A 21,635-nucleotide genomic window follows, 5' to 3' on the forward strand; every position below is an offset into this window, starting at 1 on the left:
AAAGAAAAGTAGGTGCCGCCCCGCACAGGGGCGACGCATGAAGCACGCTAACAATGCGCGGATGCCAGCGCAAAGGCCAGAACAACCAATTCGCGGATGCCAGCGCAAAGCCCAGAACAACCAATTCGCGGACGCCAGCGTACAGTCCAGAACAACCAAACCGCGGCTACCAGCGCAAAGCCCAGAACACCACCCGGCAACGCACAAAGCTACAAACCACCACCAGCGTCGCAGACAAAAACACCTCAAATCTCTATCTTCGTCCCAAGCTCAACAACGCGATTCGCGGGAATACTAAAAAAATCAGTCGGCTTCGCAGCATTCTGATGCATCCATGCAAACACCCGTTCACGCCACACGGACATGCCTGGCAACTGCGTCGGCACGACCGTCTCCCTCGCGAGAAAGAACGACGTGTCCATCAACTCAAACGACATATCGTGCGACACGCTAATCTGCTCGAGCACAGCCTTCACATCAGGCGTCTCATTGAACCCGTACGCCGCCTTGACGAGAAAAAGCCCGCCGCTAACATCCTTCACCGTCAAACGGTCCTTATCCTCGACATAAGGAATATCCCGCGTGATGAACGTCAGAAAAATGGTCCGCTCGTGCAGCACCTTGTTGTGCTTGAGATTATGCAAAAGGCTCACAGGAACGAGGGTCGCGCTCCCCGTCAGATAAATGGCCGTGCCCGACACGCGATGCGGCGGATGCGCAAGCAGTCCTTGCACGAAAGGCATCAACGGAATACCGTCGGCCGCCGTGCGCTCCTTCACGATCATGCGCCCCTTGAACCATGTCATCAGCAGGAAGAACAACAACGCGCCGATGCCGAGCGGCAACCACCCGCCCTCCGCCACTTTCAGCAGATTCGCCCCGAAGAACCCAAGGTCGACCACCAGCAACGCACCAATGATCAGCGCCACGACGCCCTTGTTCCAGTTCCACACCTTCACCATCACGACGCTCGCGAGTATCGTCGTGATCACCATCGTCGCCGTCACGGCAATCCCATAGGCCGCAGCCAGATTGTCCGAGCTCTTGAACGCAATGACGATGCACAGAATGATGAACAGCAGCATCCAGTTGACGACGGGCACATAGATCTGCCCGATCGCCAGCTCCGACGTGTGCAGAATCTTCATGCGCGGCACGTAGCCGAGCTGGATCGCCTGGCTCGTCAGCGAATACGCGCCCGAGATCACCGCCTGAGAAGCAATCACCGTCGCAACCGTCGACAGCACGACCAGTGGCAGCAGCGCCCAGTCAGGCGCAAGCAGATAGAACGGATTTTCGATCGCCTGCGGGTTGTGCATCAACAGCGCGCCCTGGCCGAAGTAGTTCAGCACCAGCGACGGCATCACGAGCGAATACCAGGCGCAACGAATCGGCGCCGCGCCGAAATGTCCCATGTCGGCGTACAGCGCCTCCGCGCCCGTCAGCACCAGCACGACCGAGCCGAGCACCACGTAGGCCTGCAGCAGGTGCGCCGACATGAACGAGAACGCGTAGTACGGATTGAGCGCCTTGATCACTTCCGGCGCCTGCACGATATGCGACAGGCCGAGCACCGCGAGCGTCACGAACCACAGCACCATGATCGGGCCGAACAGCCGGCCGACCATCGCCGTCCCGTGACGCTGGATCCAGAACAGCAGCACGAGAATCACCATCGTCAGCGGCAGCACCAGATGCGAGAGCTTCGGCGCGGCAAGCTCCAGACCTTCGACAGCCGACATCACCGAAATGGCCGGCGTGATCACGGCATCGCCGTAGAACATGCAGGCGCCGAAAATGCCGAGCATCATCAGAAGGCCGGCTGCCCGGCTCTTCGTGTCGAACGAACGCAGCGACAACGCCATCAGCGCGAGCACGCCGCCCTCGCCGTTGTTGTCGGCGCGCATCACGAACATCACATACTTGATGCTGACGACCACGATGATCGCCCAGAACAGCAGCGAGATGACGCCGAGAATGGAACTTTCTGTAAGGGGAATGCCGTGGGAGGGGCTGAAGGCTTCTTTCAGCGAATACAGGGGGCTTGTGCCGATATCCCCGAAAACCACGCCGATCGCAGCGACTGCAAGCGAGGGCAACGGCTGCTTGGGGACGTGAGAGTTGTCTGTCATAAACGCGAAAAGAATCCGTTCCTGAGCGGCAAAAACGATCGCTATTCTAAAGAATATAGGCGACAAAGCCCACCATCAGGCCCGTTGTGCAGACGCCACGCGAGCGGGCCGCGCCGCCGCAATGTTGCATCACGCCCTTGGCCAGCATGCGTTTGCCCCTGTCAAGGGCTGATTTGTCAAATTCTTCCGATTTGATCATGCCCGTCAAATAGTCCGGGCGGACATACAAAAACGGAGCCTCGAGGGCTCCGCTTTTATTCGCAGCACCCGCCATCGACACGCGCGACGGCGGCTGGATGCTAGCTGGCGTCCGTCGAACGCTCCTGACCGCGTTTGATCCACGCGCTCAGATTGTGCGGGCGCACCGTGTCCCATTCCTCGAACGGCTGATGGATCCACGGGTTGGTCGCGAGATACTGAACGTGATAGTCCGGCTTCACCTTCGAGCACGCCTTCCACCACAGCACCGCCGAACGCACCGACGTGATCGCGGGATAACGCTCCTTCAGATGCTGCTGCACGCGCGCGAGCGTCACGCCGGAATCGACGAGGTCGTCGACCAGCAATACGTTGCCCGACAGTTCGCCGCGCGTCATCGTGATGTATTGCGCGATATCCAGGTCGCCCTGCTCCGTGCCCGCCGCTTCGCGGTACGAACTCGTCGCGAGAATCGCGAGCGGCAGATCGTAGATGCGCGAGAGCTGATCGCCGACCCGCAGACCGCCGCGCGCGAGGCACAGGATCTTGTCGAACTTCCAGCCCGATTCGTGGACGGTGAGCGCAAGCATCTCGATCAGCCGGTGATATTCGTCCCAGCCGACCCACAGGTTGCGCTCGTCGTTGCGCGGGTCCTTCATTTCAATCATGGGTACACCCTGGATCATGCTTAAACCTTGAACGGGTGACGCAGAAGAATGGTTTCGTCGCGGTCCGGACCCGTCGACACCATGTCGATCGGCACGCCTGCCACTTCCTGCACGCGCGACAGATACGCCTGAGCGTTCGCGGGCAGCTTGTTCCATTCCTTGATACCGACCGTGCTTTCCTGCCAGCCGCCGAACGTTTCGTACACCGGCTCGCAACGCGCGACTTCGGACGCGCCGCGCGGCAGGATGTCGGCGTCCTTGCCGTCGATCGTGTAGCCGACGCACAGTTTCACTTCGTCGAGGCCGTCGAGCACGTCGAGCTTCGTGATGCACAGGCCCGACACGCCGTTGATCTGGATCGAGCGGCGCAGCGCGGCGGCATCGAGCCAGCCGGTGCGGCGCGGGCGGCCCGTGACCGAGCCGAATTCCTTGCCGACCTTCGCCAGCGTCAGGCCGACTTCTTCCTGGCGGTTGGCGTTGTCGGCGTCATACAGTTCGCTCGGGAACGGGCCCGAGCCGACGCGCGTGCAGTACGCCTTCGTGATGCCGAGAATGTAGTTCAGCTTCTGCGGACCGATGCCCGCGCCCGCCGTCGCCGCGCCAGCGACGCAGTTGCTCGACGTGACGAACGGGTAGGTGCCGTGATCGATGTCGAGCAGCGTGCCTTGCGCGCCTTCGAACAGCAGGTTGTTGCCCGCGGCGTTCTCGTCGTACAGACGGCGCGAGACGTCCGTGACCATGGGCTTCAGACGATCTGCGTAGCTCAGCATCATGTCGAGCGTCTGTTGATAGTCGACAGCCGGCGCGCCGAGATATTGCGTGAGCACGAAGTTGTGGAAATCGAGGTTGGCGCGCAGGCGTTCAGCGAAGGCCTTCGGCTCGAACAGGTCTTGCACGCGCAGGCCACGGCGCGCCACCTTGTCTTCGTAGGCCGGGCCGATGCCGCGACCCGTCGTGCCGATCTTGCCGGCGCCGCTGCGTGCTTCGCGGGCCTGGTCGATGGCGACGTGGTACGGGAGGATCAGCGTGGTGGCTTCGGAGATGAAGAGACGCTTTTGCACGTCGACGCCGGCCGATTCCAGCTCTTCGATTTCCTTGAACAGCGCTTCAGGCGACAACACGACGCCATTGCCGATGTAGCACGCGACGCCCGGGCGCATGATGCCCGACGGAATCAGACGCAAGATGGTTTTCTTGCCGCCGATGATGAGCGTATGACCGGCGTTGTGACCGCCCTGGAAACGAACGACGCCTTGCGCGTGGTCCGTCAGCCAGTCAACGATCTTGCCCTTGCCTTCATCACCCCACTGGGTACCCACGACGACGACATTGCGCCCAGGGTTCACATTCACTGCGCTGGCAGACATGTTGTTTCTTAAGCTGGTTAAAAACGTATTTTACCTATGTTCGCGAAAGGTTCCGGATTTTTTCACGGACTGATCCCGGGATTTTTCCCGAAATTTCCTTTTGCACTCAAAGGCATGGGAGCGGCGAGCCGCTGTGGGCCGGCCGCGCGCGGCACGGAGCGGCCACGCGTTCGATGGTTGCGGCGTCACGTTTCACATGACGCGACCGGCCTTCACGGCATCACGACTTCGATTCGACGACCCACTGACCGTTGCGCTCGACCAGCACGCGGTCACACGCGAATTCATCGAGCGCATGGTCGTGGCCCGGCAGCGCCTGGATCACGACTTCGCCCGCATCGCGCAGCGCGGCGACGCTCGTGCGCAACGCATCGTCGTGCTGCCAGGGTGCGAGGATCGCGCTGCTGCGCGCCTCGATGGGCGAGATGCGCGCGACTTCGCGCAAATCCAGCGAAAAGCCCGTTGCCGCGCGGGCGCGGCCGTATGCCTGCCCAACCTTGTCATAGCGGCCACCGCGCGCGACGGCATTCGGCACGCCATCGACGTAGGCCGAGAACATCACGCCGCTGTGATACGCATAGCCGCGCAGGTCGGCCAGATCGATCATGACTTCCGCGCCGTCGACCTGTTGCGCGAGGAACGCGAGGTCGTCGAGCGCCCGCGCGATTTCCGGCGCGTTCGGCAGACGCGCGCGCGCTTCTTCGAGCACGGACGCGTCGCCGTAAAGCGTGGGCAGCGCGCGCAGCGCGTCGCGCGTGACAGGTGTGAGGTTCGCCGTCAGTTCGTTCAGCAGCGGCACGTCCTTGCCCGCGAGCGCTTCGGCGAGCGCTTCGTAACGCGCCTCGCCGAGCGACGAGGCCGCCGGCTCGCCGTCGATCAGCGCGCCAAGCACGGCGGCGTGACACAGATCCAGACGCACGCGGCCCAGTCCCGCGAGATGCAGCGCGTCGAGCATCAGTTGCTGAATTTCCAGATCCGCTTCGAGACCCGCATGACCGTAGATTTCGCCGCCGATCTGGATCTGCTCGCGCGTTGCGTGCAAGCCGCGCGGACGCGTATGCAGCACGTTGCCCGCGTAGCACAGGCGCGTCACGCCCTGGCGGTTCAGCAGATGCGCGTCTATGCGCGCGACCTGCGGCGTGATGTCGGCGCGCAGGCCGAGCGTGCGGCCCGATAGCTGATCGACGAGCTTGAAGGTGCGCAGGTTCAGGTCGCTGCCGCCGCCCGTCAGCAGCGATTCCAGGTATTCGAGCAGCGGCGGCATGACCATCTCGTAGCCGTACGCGCGAAAACGGTCGAGCAGCCGGCGACGCAGTTCTTCGATCTTGCGTGCCTCGGACGGCAGCACGTCGGCAATATTCTCGGGGAGTAACCAGGTCGACATCGATACAGTCCTACGACGGTGAATCCGGCGTCATGGCGAACGCCGTTGGAAATTGGGATGATGCGCGGTGCGCGGAATCTCGATGCCCGCTTCGGGCTTCGTCGCGGGAAGCCGGCGACGTATCAGCGCGCCGATCCGACGGCCAGACCAGGCGGCATTCAACGCGCCCGGCGCATCGCGCGTACTGCGCGCAGTGTCCGGATACGGACGCCACCTCGTGAGTGCCGCCCGGTATCGCATGGCGCCCGCTCAGGTCGCGATCAGCAGCAACAGCAACCCGAGCACCATGACGATCAGCCCGCCGATCCGGATGTGGTGCGGCGGGCGCTCCGCTATTCTACGAAACGTGTCGCGCCAGGCGCTCGGAAACACGAACGGGAACATCCCCTCGATGATCAGCATCAGTGCGATCGCGAGCAACAACGAGCCGGCTATGTCCATGCGATGAGGCCGCCGCGATCCGTATGCCGCGGCGTTCCAGTTATCAGTGTTTGCGCGCGCCCGTCGACGCGCCGGAAGACGATTGAACGGCGGCGGCTGCGCCGTCCGGCCCGCGCATGAAGCGGAAGAAATCGTTGCTCGAGTCGACGACCATGACGTCGCCGGGTTTGAAGCTGTTCTTGTACGCCTGCATGCTTTGGTAGAACTGATAGAACTGCGGGTCGCTGCCATACGCCTCGGCGGCAATCGACGCAGCCTTGCCGTCGCCCTCGCCCCTGGTGGCCTGCGCCTGCTTGTAGGCGTCGGCGAGCACCGCCTGCTGCTGTTGCGCAGCGTCCGCCTTGATCCTGTCCGCTTCGGCTGCGCCGTCCGCGCGCTCCTGGTTGGCTACCTGCTGGCGCGCGGCAATCATACGCTTGTAGACGGAATCGGCCATCGCAGCCGGGAAATCCAGCCGCGTGAACTGCACGTCGACGACGTCGACGCCCAGCGACGCTGCGCCCTTCTTCATGCCGTCGCGCGCCTCAGTCGCGATCGCGTCCTGTTTCGCGAGCGCATCGGTCAGCGAATACTTCGCAAACGCATCGCCGAGCGCGCCGCGCGTGAGCAGCGCGAGCCGGTCAGGCAGGCTTTGCACGTCGCCCCTGGTTTCCGTAACGAGCTTCACGGGGTCGGACACACGGAATTTGACGACGGGATTCACCAGCAGATCCGTTTTATCGGACGTGGTGTAACGGTCTTCGTCGGGTGCATCGAACGACTGGATACGGGCGTCCACCGATGTCACCGTCTGTAGCGGCGGCGGCAGCTTCACGTGCAGACCGGGGCCCGCGAGCGTCGGCGCGGCGTCGCCGCGCGCGGAGACGACGGCCATATGGCGCGGATCAACGACGTATACCATCGACGACGCTGCGAACAGCACGATCACGACGGCCACGACGAGCGCAACGATTTTGTTCATGTTCGCGCTCCTTATTGCAGATCGTCTTCGCGGCCGCGGCTGCGGAACGAATCACGCGAACGGAAGGCGTCGCTCGCGGCGGCCGCCTGACTGGCGCTGCTGACGGGCGCGGCGGGCGGCGTGATGATCGTGGGCGTGTTGCCGCCCTGCGCCGCCGCTTGCGCACCCTGCGCATTCTGCGCGGGCTGCGCAGCCTGCCCCGCCGACGCGGCGCTGGCCGCGGCCGATTCGGCCACGCGCTGACGCGTCTGCTCGACGAGCTTGTCGAGCGGCAGGTACAGCACGTTGCTGCCCGACTTGCTGTCGACGAACACCTTCGTCGTGTTCGAGTAGATTTGCTGCATCGTTTCCAGGTACATACGTTCGCGGATCACGGCAGGCGCCTTCGAATACTGCGCATAGACTTCCTTGAAGCGCTCGGCGTCGCCTTGCGCCTGCGCGACGACGCGTTCGCTGTAGGTCTTCGCGTCGTCGATCATGCGCTCGGCTTCCGCCTTCGTGCGCGGCAGCAATTCGTTCGCGTAGGCTTGCGCGTCGCGCTTGGCGCGCTCGCGATCCTGACGCGCCTTTGCGGCGTCGTCGAACGCGGACTGCACCTGATCGGGCGGCTGCACGCTCTGGATCGTCACGCCCGTGACGGCCAGCCCCGTGCGAGATTCGTCCAGGGAATGCTGGATGGCTTCCGTCAGTTGCGCGCGGATGGCCTCGCGGTCCTGATAGAGGATGTCGTTCGTGCTGCGCGAGCCGACGATCTGCCGCACGGCTGCCTGCGCGGCCTGGGTGACGCTCTGATCAGGGTCGGCGCTGCGGAACAGATAGTCGGTCGGCTTGCGGATCTGGTACTGGACGGCAAAGCGCACGTCGACGATATCGGCGTCGTGCGTGAGCATCGACGCGTCCTTCACGTTCGCGAGACGCACCACGTTGTTGCGGCCGATCTCGACCGAGCGCACCTGGCCGACGTTGACGGTTTCATGGGATTCGAACGGATACGGCAGACGCCAGTGCACGCCCTGCCCGACCGTGCCGCGCAGCTCACCGAGGCGCAGCACCACGGCCGCCTGGTTGTCCTGCACGACGAACACGCCGCTGCCGAGATAGATCGCAATCAGCACGCCGATGATGATGCCGACGCCGATGCGCGCGCCGCGCCCGTTATCCGGACGCGGACCGCCGCCACCCTTGCGGCCGAACATGCGCGACAGACGCCGGTTGAAGTCGCGCCACATTTCGTCGAGATCAGGCGGACCTTCGCTGTCCTTGCCGTTGGGCGGACGCTTCGAATCGTTCAGACGCTGGCGATCGCCATTGCCTTCCCCCCGGCCCCAGCGCGGGTCGTTCAGCGACAACATGCCGCGCAGACGCAGCCAGATACTCCGCTCGTTGTAATCGTTCACCTGTGTTCGTTCACCAGAGTAGACAGCGGGTCAATGCAATTGGAACGGGTCAGCGCCCGTGTCTGGGATCTTGCGGTCTTCGCGGTGGTCTTCGCCTGCATCATCGCGTTGCTCTTGATGAAGTGCCGCCGCTTCCGGGCCTCCCTCCGACAGTAAACCGTCGGACTCCGGCAGATGTTCGGCAGTTGCGATTTCGGCGATGGCAGCGCGCAGTGTGTCCAGCCCTTGCCCCGTGCGCGCGCTCAAAAAGACGCGCGAAATATTACCATACTCGTCCCGCTCGACCGCGTCGCCACGGGCCGCCAGTTCAGGCACGGCGTCGATCTTGTTGAACACCAGCACCTGCCGGATCGTGTCCGCGCCGATCTCGCGCAGCACATCGTTGACCTGATCGATCTGATCGAGCCGCACTGCGCTCGATGCGTCGACCACGTGCAACAGCAGGTCCGCGTGAATGGTTTCCTCCAGCGTGGCGCGGAATGCGGCCACCAGTTGGTGAGGCAACTCGCGGATGAATCCTACGGTGTCCGAGACGACGATCTGCCCGATATCTTCGCCGAGATACACGCGGCGGGAAGTAGTGTCGAGCGTGGCGAACAGCTGGTCGGCGGCATAGGCCTGCGCCTTGGTCAGCGCGTTAAACAGCGTCGACTTGCCCGCGTTCGTGTAACCGACCAGCGACACCGACATCGTGCGATTACGCGCCCGCGCGCGCCGCTGCGTCCCATGCTGCCGGCGCAGCTTGTCGAGCCGCCCCTTGAGCATCTTGATGCGCTCGCCGATCAGCCGGCGGTCGGTTTCGAGCTGCGTTTCACCCGGGCCGCGCAGGCCGATACCGCCCTTTTGCCGCTCCAGGTGAGTCCACGCGCGAATCAGCCGCGTGGCGAGATATTGCAACTGCGCGAGTTCGACTTGCAGCTTGCCTTCGTGACTGCGCGCACGCTGCGCGAAGATATCGAGAATCAGGCTGGTACGGTCGACCACGCGTCTGTTAAGCGTGCGCTCCAGATTGCGCTGCTGCGCCGGCGCAAGTGCATGGTTGAAGATGACGATGTCGATGTCGTTCGCCTCGCAAGCGAGGCGCAACTCCTCGGCCTTGCCGCTACCGACGAACATGGCGGCATCGGGACTGGCACGGCGACCGGTGAGCGTGACGGCTGGATGGGCACCCGCGCTTTGCGCGAGCAGGCTGAGTTCTTCGAGACTGGCTTCGAAATCGATCTTACCGAAGTCGATGCCGACAAGCGCTGCGTTGATCAAATTGGTGGATGTCAAAATGAAGCGGCCGGGCTGTGTCGCCTGCGGACGACGCTCGACCGGCCGCGACGAGAGGTTAGGACGATTCGGAATCGGGGTGGAAATTCACCGGACGGGCAGGCACGACAGTCGAGATAGCGTGCTTGTAGACCATCTGGGTCACCGTATTCCGGAGCAACACGACGTACTGGTCGAACGATTCAATGTTCCCTTGAAGCTTGATGCCGTTGACCAGATAGATCGAGACCGGCACGTGCTCTTTACGCAGTGCGTTCAAAAACGGGTCTTGTAACAATTGCCCTTTGTTGCTCATAGCAAACTCCGTGTTTTTTTGCAGGTTGACTTTATTGCCGGCGAAGAAAAAGAAATCCGCCGTCAATCGCTACACTATAGCCGATTTTTATTGACCAGCGCTGCGCCTGGCCTTTCGGCCAGGACCCAATGTACATGCGGGTTTCAGCCCGGATTTCAAGCCTGGAACCGGCCTGCGTTGCCGGTCTGATTCAGCCCTTGTCCGCGTACGGATTCGTCGTCGATCGAAACTCTATTCGCAATGGAGTGCCCGTCAGCCCGAAAGTTTCCCGGAAGCGGTTTTCGAGGTAGCGCTTGTACGTATCGGTCACGGCGTCGAGCGCGTTGCCGTGAATCACGATGATCGGCGGATTTTGTCCCCCTTGGTGCGCGTAGCGCAGTTTTGGACGCACGGGACCGCGGCGGCGCGGCTGCTGGAACTCCACGGCTTCGATCAGCGCGCGCGTAAGCTTCGGCGTCGGCAGCTTCGTCATTGCAGCCTTGTAGGCGTCGTCGACGGAGCGCATCAGCGGGCCGATGCCGGTCTTTTCCGCTGCAGAAATGAAATGGAACTTCGCGAAGTCGAGGAATTTTAGCTTGCGCTGAAGATCCGCTTTGGTGCGCTCACGCACATGCGGATCGAGCCCGTCCCACTTGTTCACGCCGACCACGAGCGCCCGCCCCTGCTCGACGACGAAGCCCGCGATGTGCGCATCCTGTTCCGAAATGTCCTGCCGTGCGTCGAGCAGAAGAATCACGACATTGGCGTCGGAAATCGACTGCAGCGTCTTCACGACCGAGAATTTTTCGATCGCCTCGAACACCTTGCCGCGTTTGCGCAGGCCGGCCGTATCGATCAGCGTGTATTTTTTGCCCTGCCGTTCGAAGTCGATGTAAATCGAGTCGCGCGTGGTGCCCGGCATGTCGAACGCGATCACGCGGTCTTCGCCGATCAGCGTGTTCACGAGCGTCGACTTGCCGACATTCGGCCGCCCGACGATCGCGATCTTCACACCATGCTGCGCCTTCTCGTCTTCACTCTCTTCCGGCTGGCCGGCGTACGCGACGTCGAGCGCCTCGTTGATCATTTCGGTGACGCCGTCGCCGTGCGCAGAGGAAATCGCGCGCGGGTCGCCGAGGCCCAGCTCGTAGAAGTCGGCGGCCACCGACGAGTATTTCATCCCCTCGGCCTTGTTGACGACGAGGAAGATCGGCCGGCCCGTCTTGCGCAGATAGTCGGCGATCGACTTGTCCTGCGGCGCAAGGCCGTTGCGGCCGTCGACGATGAACACGATGATGTCCGACTCTTCGACTGCCTGGCGCGTCTGCCGCGCCATCTCGTACAGAATGCCGTCCTTCGCGACGGGTTCGAAGCCGCCTGTATCGACGACGAGATACGGGCGCTCGCCGCCGACCCGGCCTTCACCGTAGTGACGGTCGCGCGTTAGGCCGGGCAAATCGGCGACGAGCGCATCGCGCGAACGCGTGAGCCGGTTGAACAGCGTGGATTTCCCCACATTGGGGCGCCCGACGAGGGCAATAACGGGTTTCATCAGATCTTGTTCACAGTGAGGCGCGGGATCGAACGGTCGATCTGCCGCGCTGGCAACGCCATGCGGCCGTTGCACGGCTGCGTTTGACGAAAATTATCACGAATTCGACCCATTTCGAACGCGCGGAGCTTGCGCGTGCGAACGGATTTCAGGTTGGCTGCCTGCGTGGGTCCGCCAGGTGGCTCGCACGGACCCGATCGGCGCCGCGTGGATCGGCGCGTACGGAATGACCGCCTGTGCAGCCCGGCTGGCGGTCCCGATGACGTGGCGGCCTGTTCCAGCCGCGCTCGCGCCCGATCAGGACCGGGACGCCATCAAAAAAGTGCGGCCGGCAAAGCCGGCCAGCATTCACCGCACGACGCGCCGCCCTGGACGCACCGTACAGCCTAACTACGTTTTAACGCGGACGGAACCCGTACAGATCGCCGTCGTGCGTCTGCACGATCAGCGTGTCGCCCGCCAGCACGGGCGCAGCCGTAATCGCGCTGCCGTCCGTCTTCGCACGGGCGACAAAGGTGCCATCGTCGCGCGACAGGAAGTGCACGTAGCCCTGATAGTCGCCGACCACGGCGGCGTGGCCAAGCAGCATCGGCACGCTGACGTCGCGGCTCTTCAGCTGGTCGTTGCGCCACAGTTGCTTGCCCGTGTTGGCGTCGAAAGCCGACACGATTGCCCAGTCATCGCCCGCGACGACGACACGGTCGTCCTGAGCGAGACCGCTCGTGCTCGAAAATGCCTTTTCCCACAACGCGCGCCCCGAGTTGGCGTCGAAGCAGCCGAGCTGACCCTGGAACGTGACCGCGCAGGTTTCAGCGCCGACCAGCGTGGGCGGGCCCGTCACGTCGTTGATACGCTCGACTTCCGTCACGCCCTTCGGATACGACACGGGCGTCGTCCAGTAGGCGTCGCCCGTCTGCAGGTTGATCGCCGCGAACTGGCCGCCGGGGAAACCGGCGAGCACGGCCTGGTCGCCGGCGAACGTCATGCCTGCGGACACGCGCAGATTCAGCGGCACCGCACGGTTGCGGTAATTCCACTTCTGTTCGCCCGTTTGCGCGTTGAACGCGGTGATCTGACCGTCCACCGTGCGCACCACCACGAGACCGTTGCCGACGAGCGGCGGCGACAGGATTTCACCCGGCGCAACGCCCTTCCACGACAGCTTGCCGCTCTGGTCGAGCACGAACACCTCACCCTTCAGGCCGCCGACGGCCGTCAGCGTGCCGTCCGTGCCGACGCCAGCCGACAGGTCGCCGTCGACCTTGGTGCGCCACAGATCCTTGCCCGTTTTAGCATCGATCTTCGCGACCGAACCGTTCGCGCCCGCCGCATACACGGCGTCGCCGACCGTCACGGGCGAGAACATGTAGCGTCCGGCCTTGCCGACGCTGGCCGACCACACCTGCTGCACATCGAGCACGGGTTTGAACTCGGTGAGCGGCGTGGGCACGCGGCGCTCGTCTTTCGACGACGAGCAGGCCGTCAAAGCGAGCACGGTCATCGCACAGGCAACGGGCACAGCGTAACGTTTCAGCAGATTCATCGGTGAACGAAGCATGTATGTTGGTTTAATCAAAAATTGTCGGCGGACGTTGCAGCGGCGCGCAACGTTCAGCCGCCCAGCGCGTCGAGCTTGAACTGGATCAGTTGACGGGCCGAGGCATCGTTCTTCGGCAGCGAGTCGAGCGCGAGCTTGTAAGCGGTGCGCGCATCGTCGCGCTTGCCTTGCGCGGCAAGCAGGTCGCCACGGCGATCGGCGACGACGCCCTTGAATGCATCCGAAGGATCGTTGAGCAACGCGAGACCCGCGTCATAGGCTTTTTCATCGAGCAGCAGCGACGCGAGACGCAGCTTCGCAATCTGCTTGAATTCGTCGTCCTTCGCGTGGTCGACGGCCCATTGGAGCTGCGCTTTCGCACCCGGTTCGTCGCCTGCCGCGTACAGCGCCTTCGCAGCGGCGAGCGCCGTCATCTGCGCGTAAGCCGTGCCGCTGAACTTGTCTTCCATGTCGGCCGCGACGCGCGTGATGGCCGCCTTGTCCACGCCCGCAGTGGCTTGCTGAACCTGGTCGTAGAGCACGGCTGCTTCCGCCGCCTGATGACGCTGCCAGTAATTCCAGCCGTTCCAGCCGGCGGCGGCAACGAGCGCGACCAGCACGATCCACGTGACGGCATTCCCCCACTGCGCCCACCAAGCCTTCAGGCTTTCAAGCGATTCTTGTTCGTCGTGGTAACTCATCGCGACGGGTTTTCCTTTCCTGGTGCTTTATATGAATGGGGCCGCAACCGGTGCGGCCCGTTGCATGACGCAGCGATCAGTCGTCGCCGTCTTCGGTGGACGCAACCATCGCATTGATTAGATATTCGGTCAAGTCTTCGAGCGGCACCGTTTGTTGCTCGCTCTTTCCATTGCTTTGCGAGGTGTCGCGCAGTGCCTTCACGCCCGCCGTGCCGTTCGCGATCTCGTCTTCGCCGAGGATCACGGCGAACGCGGCGCCGCTTGTGTCCGCGCGCTTCATCTGCGACTTGAAGCTCGACGCCTGACCGTCAGGACTGCAATGCAGAATCACGTCGAGGCCCGTGTCGCGCAGACGCTCGGCGACGATGAAAGCCTGCTCGCGTGCCGCATCGCCCTGGTGTGCGACGTACACATCGCAGCCTTCCGCTTCGGGCACCAGATTCTCTTCCTTCAGCAGCTCGAGAATGCGTTCGATGCCCATTGCCCAGCCACACGCCGCCGTCGGCTTACCGCCGAGCTGCTCGATCAGCGGATCGTAGCGGCCGCCTGCTGCGACCGTACCTTGCGCGCCGAGCTTGTCGGTGACCCATTCGAACACCGTTAGATTGTAGTAATCCAGACCGCGCACGAGACGCGGATTGATCGTGAACGGAATGTTGTTCGCCTTCAGGATGCGCTGCAGCCCTTCGAAGTGCGCGCGCGATTCCTCGCCGAGAAAATCGATCAGCTTCGGCGCGTTCTGCGCGACTTCCTGCATGGCGGGGTTCTTCGTATCCAGCACGCGCAGCGGATTGGTGTGCAGGCGGCGCTTCGCGTCTTCGTCGAGCACGTCGAGGTGTTTCTCGAGATACGCTATCAGTTCGACGCGGTGCTTGGCACGCTCTTCCGCGAGGCCCAGCGAGTTGATTTCGAGCTTGATGCCCGTCAACCCGAGGTCGTCCCACAGACGCTGGCACATCAGGATAATCTCAGCGTCCGTATCCGGGCCGGCGAAACCGAGCGCCTCGACGCCCACCTGATGGAACTGGCGATAACGCCCACGCTGCGGACGCTCGTGACGGAACATCGGGCCGATGTACCACAGGCGCTTCGGGCCGTCGTACAGCATGTTGTGCTCGATCGACGCGCGCACCACGGCCGCTGTGTTCTCCGGACGCATTGTCAGGTTTTCGCCGTTCAGCGCGTCGGTGAAGCTGTACATCTCTTTTTCGACGATGTCGGTCACTTCGCCGATACCGCGTGTGAAGAGCTGCGTGTGCTCGACGATCGGCGTGCGGATATTCTGGTATCCGTACGAACGCAGCATCGACTTGACGGTCGTTTCGAAAAACTCCCACAGGCCGGCGTCCTGCGGAAGGATGTCGTTCATGCCCTTCACGCCCGACAACTTTTCGAGCTTCTGCTTCTTCTGTTCAGTCATCTGTCTACTTGACGATTGGATGGGGAGCGAATCAGTTCGTCGCTTCGGCGCGACCATAGGTGCGCTCGACGTAATCGCTCACGATCTGCTGGAATTCCTGCGCGATGTGTTCGCCGCGCAGCGTCTTGACCTTCACGCCATCGATAAACACCGGCGCGGCGGGGTTTTCACCCGAGCCCGGCAGGCTGATACCGATGTTCGCGTGCTTCGATTCGCCCGGACCGTTGACGATGCAGCCCATCACGGCCACATTCATCTTCTCGACGCCAGGATAGCTGTCGCGCCACAGCGGCATCTGCGTGCGCAGATACGTCTGGATCTGCGATGCCAGTTCCTGGAACAGCGTGCTCGTCGTGCGGCCGCAGCCAGGGCACGCGATGACCATCGGCGAGAACGAGCGCAGGCCCATGGTCTGCAGGATTTCCTGGCCGACGATCACTTCGCCCGTGCGCGATGCGCCCGGTTCCGGCGTCAGCGAAATACGGATCGTGTCGCCGATACCTTGCTGCAGCAGCACGGACAGCGCCGCCGTCGAAGCGACGATGCCCTTCGACCCCATGCCCGCTTCCGTCAAACCCAGGTGCAGCGCGAAGTCGCAACGGCGCGCGAGTTCCTGGTACACGGCGATCAGATCCTGCACGCCGCTCACCTTGCACGACAGGATGATCTTGTCGCGCCCGAGGCCGAGTTCGACGGCACGTTCCGCCGAGCCGATCGCCGACTGGATCAGCGCTTCGTACATCACGCTTTGCGCTTCCCACGGTTCGGCGCGCGCGGCGTTTTCGTCCATCATTTTCGCGAGCAGATCCTGATCGAGACTGCCCCAGTTCACGCCGATGCGCACCGGCTTGTCGTACTTCGCGGCCGCTTCGATCATCTGCGCGAACTGCGTGTCGCGCTTCGCGCCCTGGCCGACGTTGCCGGGATTGATCCGGTACTTCGACAGCGATTCGGCGCAGCCCGGATAGTCGCGCAGCAGCAGATGGCCGTTGTAGTGGAAGTCGCCGACCAGCGGCACCGTGACGCCCATGCGGTCGAGCTGCTCGCGAACCGCAGGCACGGCGGCCGCCGCTTCCGGCGTGTTGACCGTGATACGGACGAGTTCCGAGCCCGCCTGCGCGAGTTCCTTGATCTGGATTGCCGTGCCGATTGCGTCTGCCGTATCGGTGTTCGTCATCGACTGCACGCGCACGGGCGCGTCGCCGCCGATCGTCACGAGCTGGCCGCCCCAACGGACGTCGACCGCATGCGAGCGGCGACGCGGCGCGTGACCGCCGAACACCGGCACGGTCGAAACAATCTGACTGCTGGATTTCACTTGATCGGAGTGCATCGATAAACCCGCTTACGCCATCTGCCCACGGCCCGGAAAGTGTCCGGCCCCGTTGAGAAATACGGCGCGTGAATTGAAAAAGCGCCGCGACCTCGAAGCCGCGACGCACACGATTGAGCTGGCGTCAGGGCACCACGAAGCGTGCCACATTGCCCTTCGCCGACGCATATTTGGCCGGGTCGACCGGCTGGCCGTCCAGCGTGATCGCGTCCAGACCCGCTTTGTTGCCGACCGTCACCTTGAGCGGCGGCATCCCGCTGACTTCCTTGCTTTCACCCGCGTGCACGAGTCCGGAGAATACTTCCTTGCCGTCCTTCTGGCGCACGCTGAACCAGCTGTCCTGCTTGACCGAGAGCGCGACCGTCGACGAGCCTTCCGGCGCAATCGACGACTCGCTCGCCGAAGCGGCGGCCGATGCAGCGGTCGCGACAGCCGGCGCCGCGCTCGCGGCCTTCGGCGCTGCAGCAGCCGGCGTCGATGCCGATGCGACCGTCGATGCCGGCGCAGCGCCTGCCATCGGCAGCGGCGTGGGCATCGGTGTCGCCGACGCGCCCTCAGCGGCCGCCTGCGTATCCGTTTGCGCCACCGAATCCGACGCGCTGATTTCGCCTGTCACAGCCGAACCGCTTGCGGCCTGTGCCGCCGTCGACGATGCCGTTTCCGTCGTCGCCACGCTGCCGGCCATGCCCTTCAGACGCGCGAGCCACGCAGTCGAATCGCCATTGTTCGTGTGCCACATGGCGAGCGCGATCAGCACGACCACCACAAGCGCGACACCCCAAAGCCATGAACGGCGGCGCGGCGCACCGCCGCCAAGCGAGAGCGATACTTTCCCGCGCGGCAGATCCGTACCAGCCGATGCCGGCATGGTCAGCGCAGGTTCCGGCACGCCCTTTTCGCGACGCAACGCCTGCGTCATCGGCGCGGGATCGGCACCCACCATTTTTGCGTAGCTGCGCAAGACGCCCAGCGCGAACGTGGTGTCCGGCAGCTGAGTGAGATCGCCCGCTTCGAGCCCGCGCAACTTGCCCGGCGACACCTTCAGACGCGCGGACACGTCCTCGACCGACCACCCTTTCGACTCGCGCAACTGCGCAAGCCGCGCGCCGACGGCGCCCAGCGAGTCGAACCCGGTCGACACGGCTGCCGGCGTGACCACCGGAAGCGGTCGGTCCGAATGCGTATCCATGTCGTGCGGTTGCGGGTGCTGCGGCTCACTCATCCCAAATCCTTTCGCGTCGATTCTTTTTTCACTCATGCGAACGGGCGGCTTTTGGCCTCCCCCAGTTTCGCAGACCGTTTATAACAAAATGTGCGGCTGTGCGTGCCGCTTCCGATCGCTTTTGCAAACTTTCTTTTCACTTCACGCGACACGGCGCACCCGAAGGGGCGGCTTGCTGGCATGCCGCCCCTTTTCGCCTGTCGCGCGCCTTACACGGCGCGAACTTCGATGACCTTCGACTTGCCGGTGCGCTCGGCGAGGCGCGTGCGGTCCTTGACCGCGCCTGCCAGTTGACCGCAGGCCGCGTCGATATCGTCGCCGCGCGTCTTGCGCACCGTCGTGACGACCCCTGCGTCGATCAACACCTGCGCGAAACGCTTGATCTGCTCGTTTTTCGAGCGAAACAGCCCCGATTCCGGGAACGGATTGAACGGAATCAGGTTGAATTTGCACGGCACGTCGCGCGTGACGGCCAGCAACTCGCGTGCGTGCGCCTCGCTGTCGTTCACACCGTCGAGCATGCAGTATTCGAACGTGATGAAGTCGCGCGGTGCGACTTTCAGATACCGCTGGCACGCGGCCATCAGCTCGCGCAGCGGATACTTCTTGTTGAGCGGCACCAGCACGTCGCGCAGCGCGTCGTTCGGCGCGTGCAGCGAAACGGCGAGTGCCACGGGCAGATCGGCGCCGAGCCGGTCCATCATCGGCACGACACCCGAGGTGGACAGCGTGACGCGTCGGCGGGACAGGCCATAGGCGTTGTCGTCGAGCATCAGGCGCATGGCGGGCACGACGGCGTCGTAATTGAGCAGCGGCTCGCCCATGCCCATCATCACGACATTCGTGACGACGCGCTCGCCCTTGCCCTCACCGCCCGTCGCGCGCCCGCCGGCCGTGCCGAGCGACGCGCGCAGCGCAAACTCGGCCATGCGAAGCTGGCCAATGATTTCGCCCGTGCTGAGATTGCGTGAGAAACCTTGCTTGCCCGTCGAACAGAAACGGCAGTTGACGGCGCACCCGGCCTGCGACGACACGCACAGCGTGCCACGCGTTTCTTCGGGGATAAAGACGGTTTCAACGGCATTGCCGTTGCCGACGTCGACGAGCCACTTGCGTGTGCCGTCGGTGGAAATGTGGTCGCTGACGATGGGCGGCATCGTGATGGATGCGCGCCCTTTCAGCTTTTCGCGCAAGGACTTCGCGAGATCGGTCATCCCGTCGAAGTCCGCAGCGTTGTACTGGTGTAGCCAGCGCTGCAATTGCTTGGCGCGAAACGGCTTCTCGCCGAGGCTGTCGCAGTACGCGACGAGGCCAGCGGCGTCGAGATCGAGAAGGTTGACGGTGGAACTGCTCGTCATATCGAATCCTGCCATTCAGTGCGAGACCGCGTTCATGCAACAAGCTGCATGAACGCGTATGCCGCTCGCGCCCGCTCCTGCTGCTATTACTGCTGTCTTACGAAGCGCTTAGCGCGAGTAGACGTTGACTTCCGGGAAAAAGAACGCGATTTCGCCGCGTGCCGTTTCCACTGCGTCCGAACCGTGAACTGCGTTCGCGTCGATGCTGTCGGCGAAGTCAGCACGGATCGTGCCCTTCTCCGCCTTCTTCGGGTCCGTTGCACCCATCAGGTCGCGGTTCTTCAGGATGGCGCCTTCGCCTTCCAGAACTTGAACCTGCACCGGGCCGGAGATCATGAATTCAACCAGATCCTTAAAGAACGGGCGCTCTGCGTGCACCGCGTAGAACTTCTCAGCGTCAGCGCGCGACAGATGAACCATGCGCGATGCCACGATCTTCAGGCCAGCGTTTTCGAAGCGGCTGTAGATCTGGCCGATCACGTTCTTGGCCACTGCGTCCGGCTTGATAATCGACAGGGTGCGTTCGATCGCCATAAAAACTCCAGAAAATTAAGAGGTTACAGATTTAAATGAATCCGCTATTGTAGCATGTTCCAGTGTATGATTGCGATTGAACCCTTACGATACTGTAAGGTCGAAGTTGGAGTCGCCCAAAGCCTTTTAAGACAGCGCTAAGAATGGGGTAACACAATGTAATCGCACGGTGTTGTGCGCCGCATTGAAACTCCGGGCTACGCCGCTAATCTTAAGGTTGTGGGTTCGCGTGACGGCGGCAACCGCCAGCCGGCACCGTACAAAAAACCGTTGCAAGCCACGTCGCAACACTGCGTCTGACGCAAGGAGAAACCATGAACGAATATCCCTATAACTTCGGCCGGGGCGGCAGCGTCACCACGGCCGAGACGCGCAACCGGGTACTGCGCAACACCTACTGGCTGCTCGCGCTGTCGATGGTGCCGACCGTGCTCGGCGCGTGGGTGGGCGTCGCCACCGGCTTCTCGCTGTTCGCCGCCACCAGCCCGGCAATGAGCATGCTGGCGTTCTTCGCCATCGCGTTCGGCTTCATGTTCGCGATCCAGAAGACGAAAGACAGTTCCGCGGGCGTGTTCGTGCTGCTCGGCTTCACGTTCTTCATGGGCCTGATGCTGTCGCGCCTGTTGAGCTTCATCCTGGGCTTTTCGAACGGACCGCAGCTGATCATGCTCGCCTTCGGTGGCACTGGTGTGATCTTCGCCGCGATGGCGACCATCGCCACGGTCAGCAAGCGTGACTTCTCGGGCCTCGGCAAATGGCTGTTCGTCGGCGTGATCGTGCTGCTGCTGGCCATGGTCGCGAACGTGTTTCTGCAACTGCCTGCGCTGATGCTGACGGTGTCGGTACTCGCGATCGTGATCTTCTCGGCGTACATGCTGTTCGACGTGCAGCGCGTCGTGAACGGCGGCGAGACGAACTACATCACGGCCACGCTCGCGATCTATCTCGACCTGTACAACGTGTTCGTGAACCTGCTGTCGCTCCTCGGCATTTTCGGCGGCAACCGGAACTGATCGACGCTGATCGCTAGCTAAGGCAAAACGCCCGTGACGATTGCTCGTCACGGGCGTTTTTCATTTCCGGCACCACACGGTCGCCAACACTCACAGACCTAACCAGCCGAACCCCTCGCTTTGCGTCGCCACCACCACTTCCGTTGCCGCCGCGCCTAGCACGGCCGCCATCGCCGCCTGGGCCAGTTCAGGCAAGTTGTTCTGCTGACTCAGATGCGCCGCCACCAGATGCCTCAACTTCGAGCGATCGAGCGACGCGAGAATATCCGCCGCCGCGTCATTGTTCAGATGCCCATGATTACCGCCGATCCGCGCTTTCAGCGACGGCGGATAGCGCGAAGCCGCCAGCATCTGCACATCGTGATTGCATTCCAGCACGAGCGCGTCGCAACCGCTCAGCACCGCGCTGATATGTGGCGTCGACGTGCCGACGTCGGTCAGCACACCCAGGCGCGACGCGCCATCGGAGAACAGGTATTGCAGCGGCTCGCGCGCGTCGTGCGGCACGGTGTACGGCAGCACGCTCAGATCGCCGATCGCGACGGCTTCGTCGCCCCACAGCACGTGTAGATCGACATCGGCTTCGTCGGCGCCCACGGCGCGCGCCGTGCCCCAGCTCATGTACAACGGAATGGAGAGCTTGCGCGCCAGAGTGAGCGCGCTGCCGATGTGATCACTGTGTTCGTGCGTGATGAGAATGGCGTCGAGTTCGTCGACGCCTGTGCCCAGCCGCTCCAGCCGCCGGGCTATTTCCTTGCCCGAAAAGCCGCAGTCCAGCAGGATGCGCGTGGTCGTGACACCGCTTTGGGCTTGGACCAGCAATGCATTGCCTTCACTGCCGCTTCCCAGACTGGCGAATTGCACGACC

Annotated in this window: 20 protein-coding genes; 1 reads left to right on the forward strand and 19 read right to left on the reverse strand. The window is 63.1% G+C overall.

Annotation, left to right across the window (positions count from 1 at the left end; genetic code table 11):
• Positions 1-245: 245 nt before the first annotated feature.
• From KFO72_RS19160 to ndk, 18 genes are all read right to left on the reverse strand, one after another.
• Complete coding sequence (locus KFO72_RS19160) at positions 246-2,132, reverse strand: potassium transporter Kup (protein WP_054934415.1); 1,887 nt, start codon at positions 2,130-2,132, stop codon at positions 246-248.
• A gap of 46 nt (positions 2,133-2,178) precedes the next feature.
• Positions 2,179-2,406 carry a hypothetical protein gene (locus KFO72_RS19165; protein WP_054934414.1) on the reverse strand — a complete coding sequence of 76 codons (228 nt, stop codon included), beginning with the start codon at positions 2,404-2,406 and terminating at the stop codon, positions 2,179-2,181.
• 25 nt (positions 2,407-2,431) lie between these two features.
• Positions 2,432-3,016, reverse strand: a complete 585-nt coding sequence (locus KFO72_RS19170; protein ID WP_035990707.1) for a phosphoribosyltransferase — start codon at positions 3,014-3,016, stop codon at positions 2,432-2,434.
• A gap of 2 nt (positions 3,017-3,018) precedes the next feature.
• A complete protein-coding gene (locus KFO72_RS19175) occupies positions 3,019-4,365 on the reverse strand; it encodes an adenylosuccinate synthase (protein WP_107202868.1) in 1,347 nt (448 codons plus the stop codon).
• Positions 4,366-4,585: 220 nt separating this feature from the next.
• On the reverse strand, positions 4,586-5,749 hold the full coding sequence (locus KFO72_RS19180; protein WP_054934412.1) for an ATP phosphoribosyltransferase regulatory subunit: 1,164 nt from the start codon (positions 5,747-5,749) through the stop codon (positions 4,586-4,588).
• Between the two features lie 249 nt (positions 5,750-5,998).
• A complete protein-coding gene (locus KFO72_RS19185; protein ID WP_007580434.1) occupies positions 5,999-6,190 on the reverse strand; it encodes a DUF2065 domain-containing protein in 192 nt (63 codons plus the stop codon).
• A gap of 43 nt (positions 6,191-6,233) precedes the next feature.
• The gene (hflC, locus tag KFO72_RS19190) at positions 6,234-7,151 is read right to left on the reverse strand and encodes a protease modulator HflC (protein ID WP_054934411.1); all 918 of its coding nucleotides are present in this window, start codon (positions 7,149-7,151) and stop codon (positions 6,234-6,236) included.
• Between the two features lie 11 nt (positions 7,152-7,162).
• Entirely contained in the window at positions 7,163-8,548 is a 1,386-nt protein-coding gene (gene hflK, locus KFO72_RS19195) for an FtsH protease activity modulator HflK (protein ID WP_225032774.1), read from the reverse strand.
• Between the two features lie 30 nt (positions 8,549-8,578).
• A complete protein-coding gene (gene hflX, locus KFO72_RS19200; protein ID WP_082434031.1) occupies positions 8,579-9,823 on the reverse strand; it encodes a GTPase HflX in 1,245 nt (414 codons plus the stop codon).
• 58 nt (positions 9,824-9,881) lie between these two features.
• The gene (gene hfq / locus KFO72_RS19205; protein ID WP_007580427.1) at positions 9,882-10,118 is read right to left on the reverse strand and encodes an RNA chaperone Hfq; all 237 of its coding nucleotides are present in this window, start codon (positions 10,116-10,118) and stop codon (positions 9,882-9,884) included.
• Between the two features lie 190 nt (positions 10,119-10,308).
• Positions 10,309-11,649: a ribosome biogenesis GTPase Der gene (der, locus tag KFO72_RS19210; protein WP_054934408.1), complete on the reverse strand. Its 1,341-nt coding sequence runs from the start codon at positions 11,647-11,649 to the stop codon at positions 10,309-10,311.
• A 397-nt stretch (positions 11,650-12,046) separates the two neighbouring features.
• On the reverse strand, positions 12,047-13,192 hold the full coding sequence (gene bamB / locus KFO72_RS19215) for an outer membrane protein assembly factor BamB (protein ID WP_054934407.1): 1,146 nt from the start codon (positions 13,190-13,192) through the stop codon (positions 12,047-12,049).
• Between the two features lie 68 nt (positions 13,193-13,260).
• Positions 13,261-13,887, reverse strand: a complete 627-nt coding sequence (locus KFO72_RS19220) for a tetratricopeptide repeat protein (protein ID WP_225032775.1) — start codon at positions 13,885-13,887, stop codon at positions 13,261-13,263.
• Between the two features lie 76 nt (positions 13,888-13,963).
• Positions 13,964-15,307 (reverse strand): histidine--tRNA ligase, encoded by a 1,344-nt coding sequence (gene hisS, locus KFO72_RS19225; RefSeq protein ID WP_054934405.1) that lies wholly within the window; start codon positions 15,305-15,307, stop codon positions 13,964-13,966.
• 31 nt (positions 15,308-15,338) lie between these two features.
• Positions 15,339-16,640 carry a flavodoxin-dependent (E)-4-hydroxy-3-methylbut-2-enyl-diphosphate synthase gene (ispG, locus tag KFO72_RS19230; protein WP_054934404.1) on the reverse strand — a complete coding sequence of 434 codons (1,302 nt, stop codon included), beginning with the start codon at positions 16,638-16,640 and terminating at the stop codon, positions 15,339-15,341.
• Positions 16,641-16,764: 124 nt separating this feature from the next.
• The gene (locus KFO72_RS19235) at positions 16,765-17,862 is read right to left on the reverse strand and encodes a helix-turn-helix domain-containing protein (RefSeq protein WP_225032776.1); all 1,098 of its coding nucleotides are present in this window, start codon (positions 17,860-17,862) and stop codon (positions 16,765-16,767) included.
• A gap of 209 nt (positions 17,863-18,071) precedes the next feature.
• Positions 18,072-19,220: a 23S rRNA (adenine(2503)-C(2))-methyltransferase RlmN gene (gene rlmN / locus KFO72_RS19240; RefSeq protein WP_054934402.1), complete on the reverse strand. Its 1,149-nt coding sequence runs from the start codon at positions 19,218-19,220 to the stop codon at positions 18,072-18,074.
• A gap of 108 nt (positions 19,221-19,328) precedes the next feature.
• Positions 19,329-19,754, reverse strand: a complete 426-nt coding sequence (ndk, locus tag KFO72_RS19245; protein ID WP_054934401.1) for a nucleoside-diphosphate kinase — start codon at positions 19,752-19,754, stop codon at positions 19,329-19,331.
• 314 nt (positions 19,755-20,068) lie between these two features.
• On the opposite strand from ndk, the gene KFO72_RS19250 reads away from it, so the two are divergent.
• Entirely contained in the window at positions 20,069-20,767 is a 699-nt protein-coding gene (locus KFO72_RS19250) for a Bax inhibitor-1/YccA family protein (RefSeq protein WP_035990678.1), read from the forward strand.
• Positions 20,768-20,857: 90 nt separating this feature from the next.
• Here the strand turns inward: KFO72_RS19250 and KFO72_RS19255 are convergent, their stop codons facing one another.
• Positions 20,858-21,631, reverse strand: a complete 774-nt coding sequence (locus KFO72_RS19255) for an MBL fold metallo-hydrolase (RefSeq protein ID WP_054934400.1) — start codon at positions 21,629-21,631, stop codon at positions 20,858-20,860.
• Positions 21,632-21,635: the final 4 nt, after the last annotated feature.

The organism is Paraburkholderia sp. XV (assembly GCF_020177535.1).
GTDB lineage: Bacteria > Pseudomonadota > Gammaproteobacteria > Burkholderiales > Burkholderiaceae > Paraburkholderia > Paraburkholderia caribensis.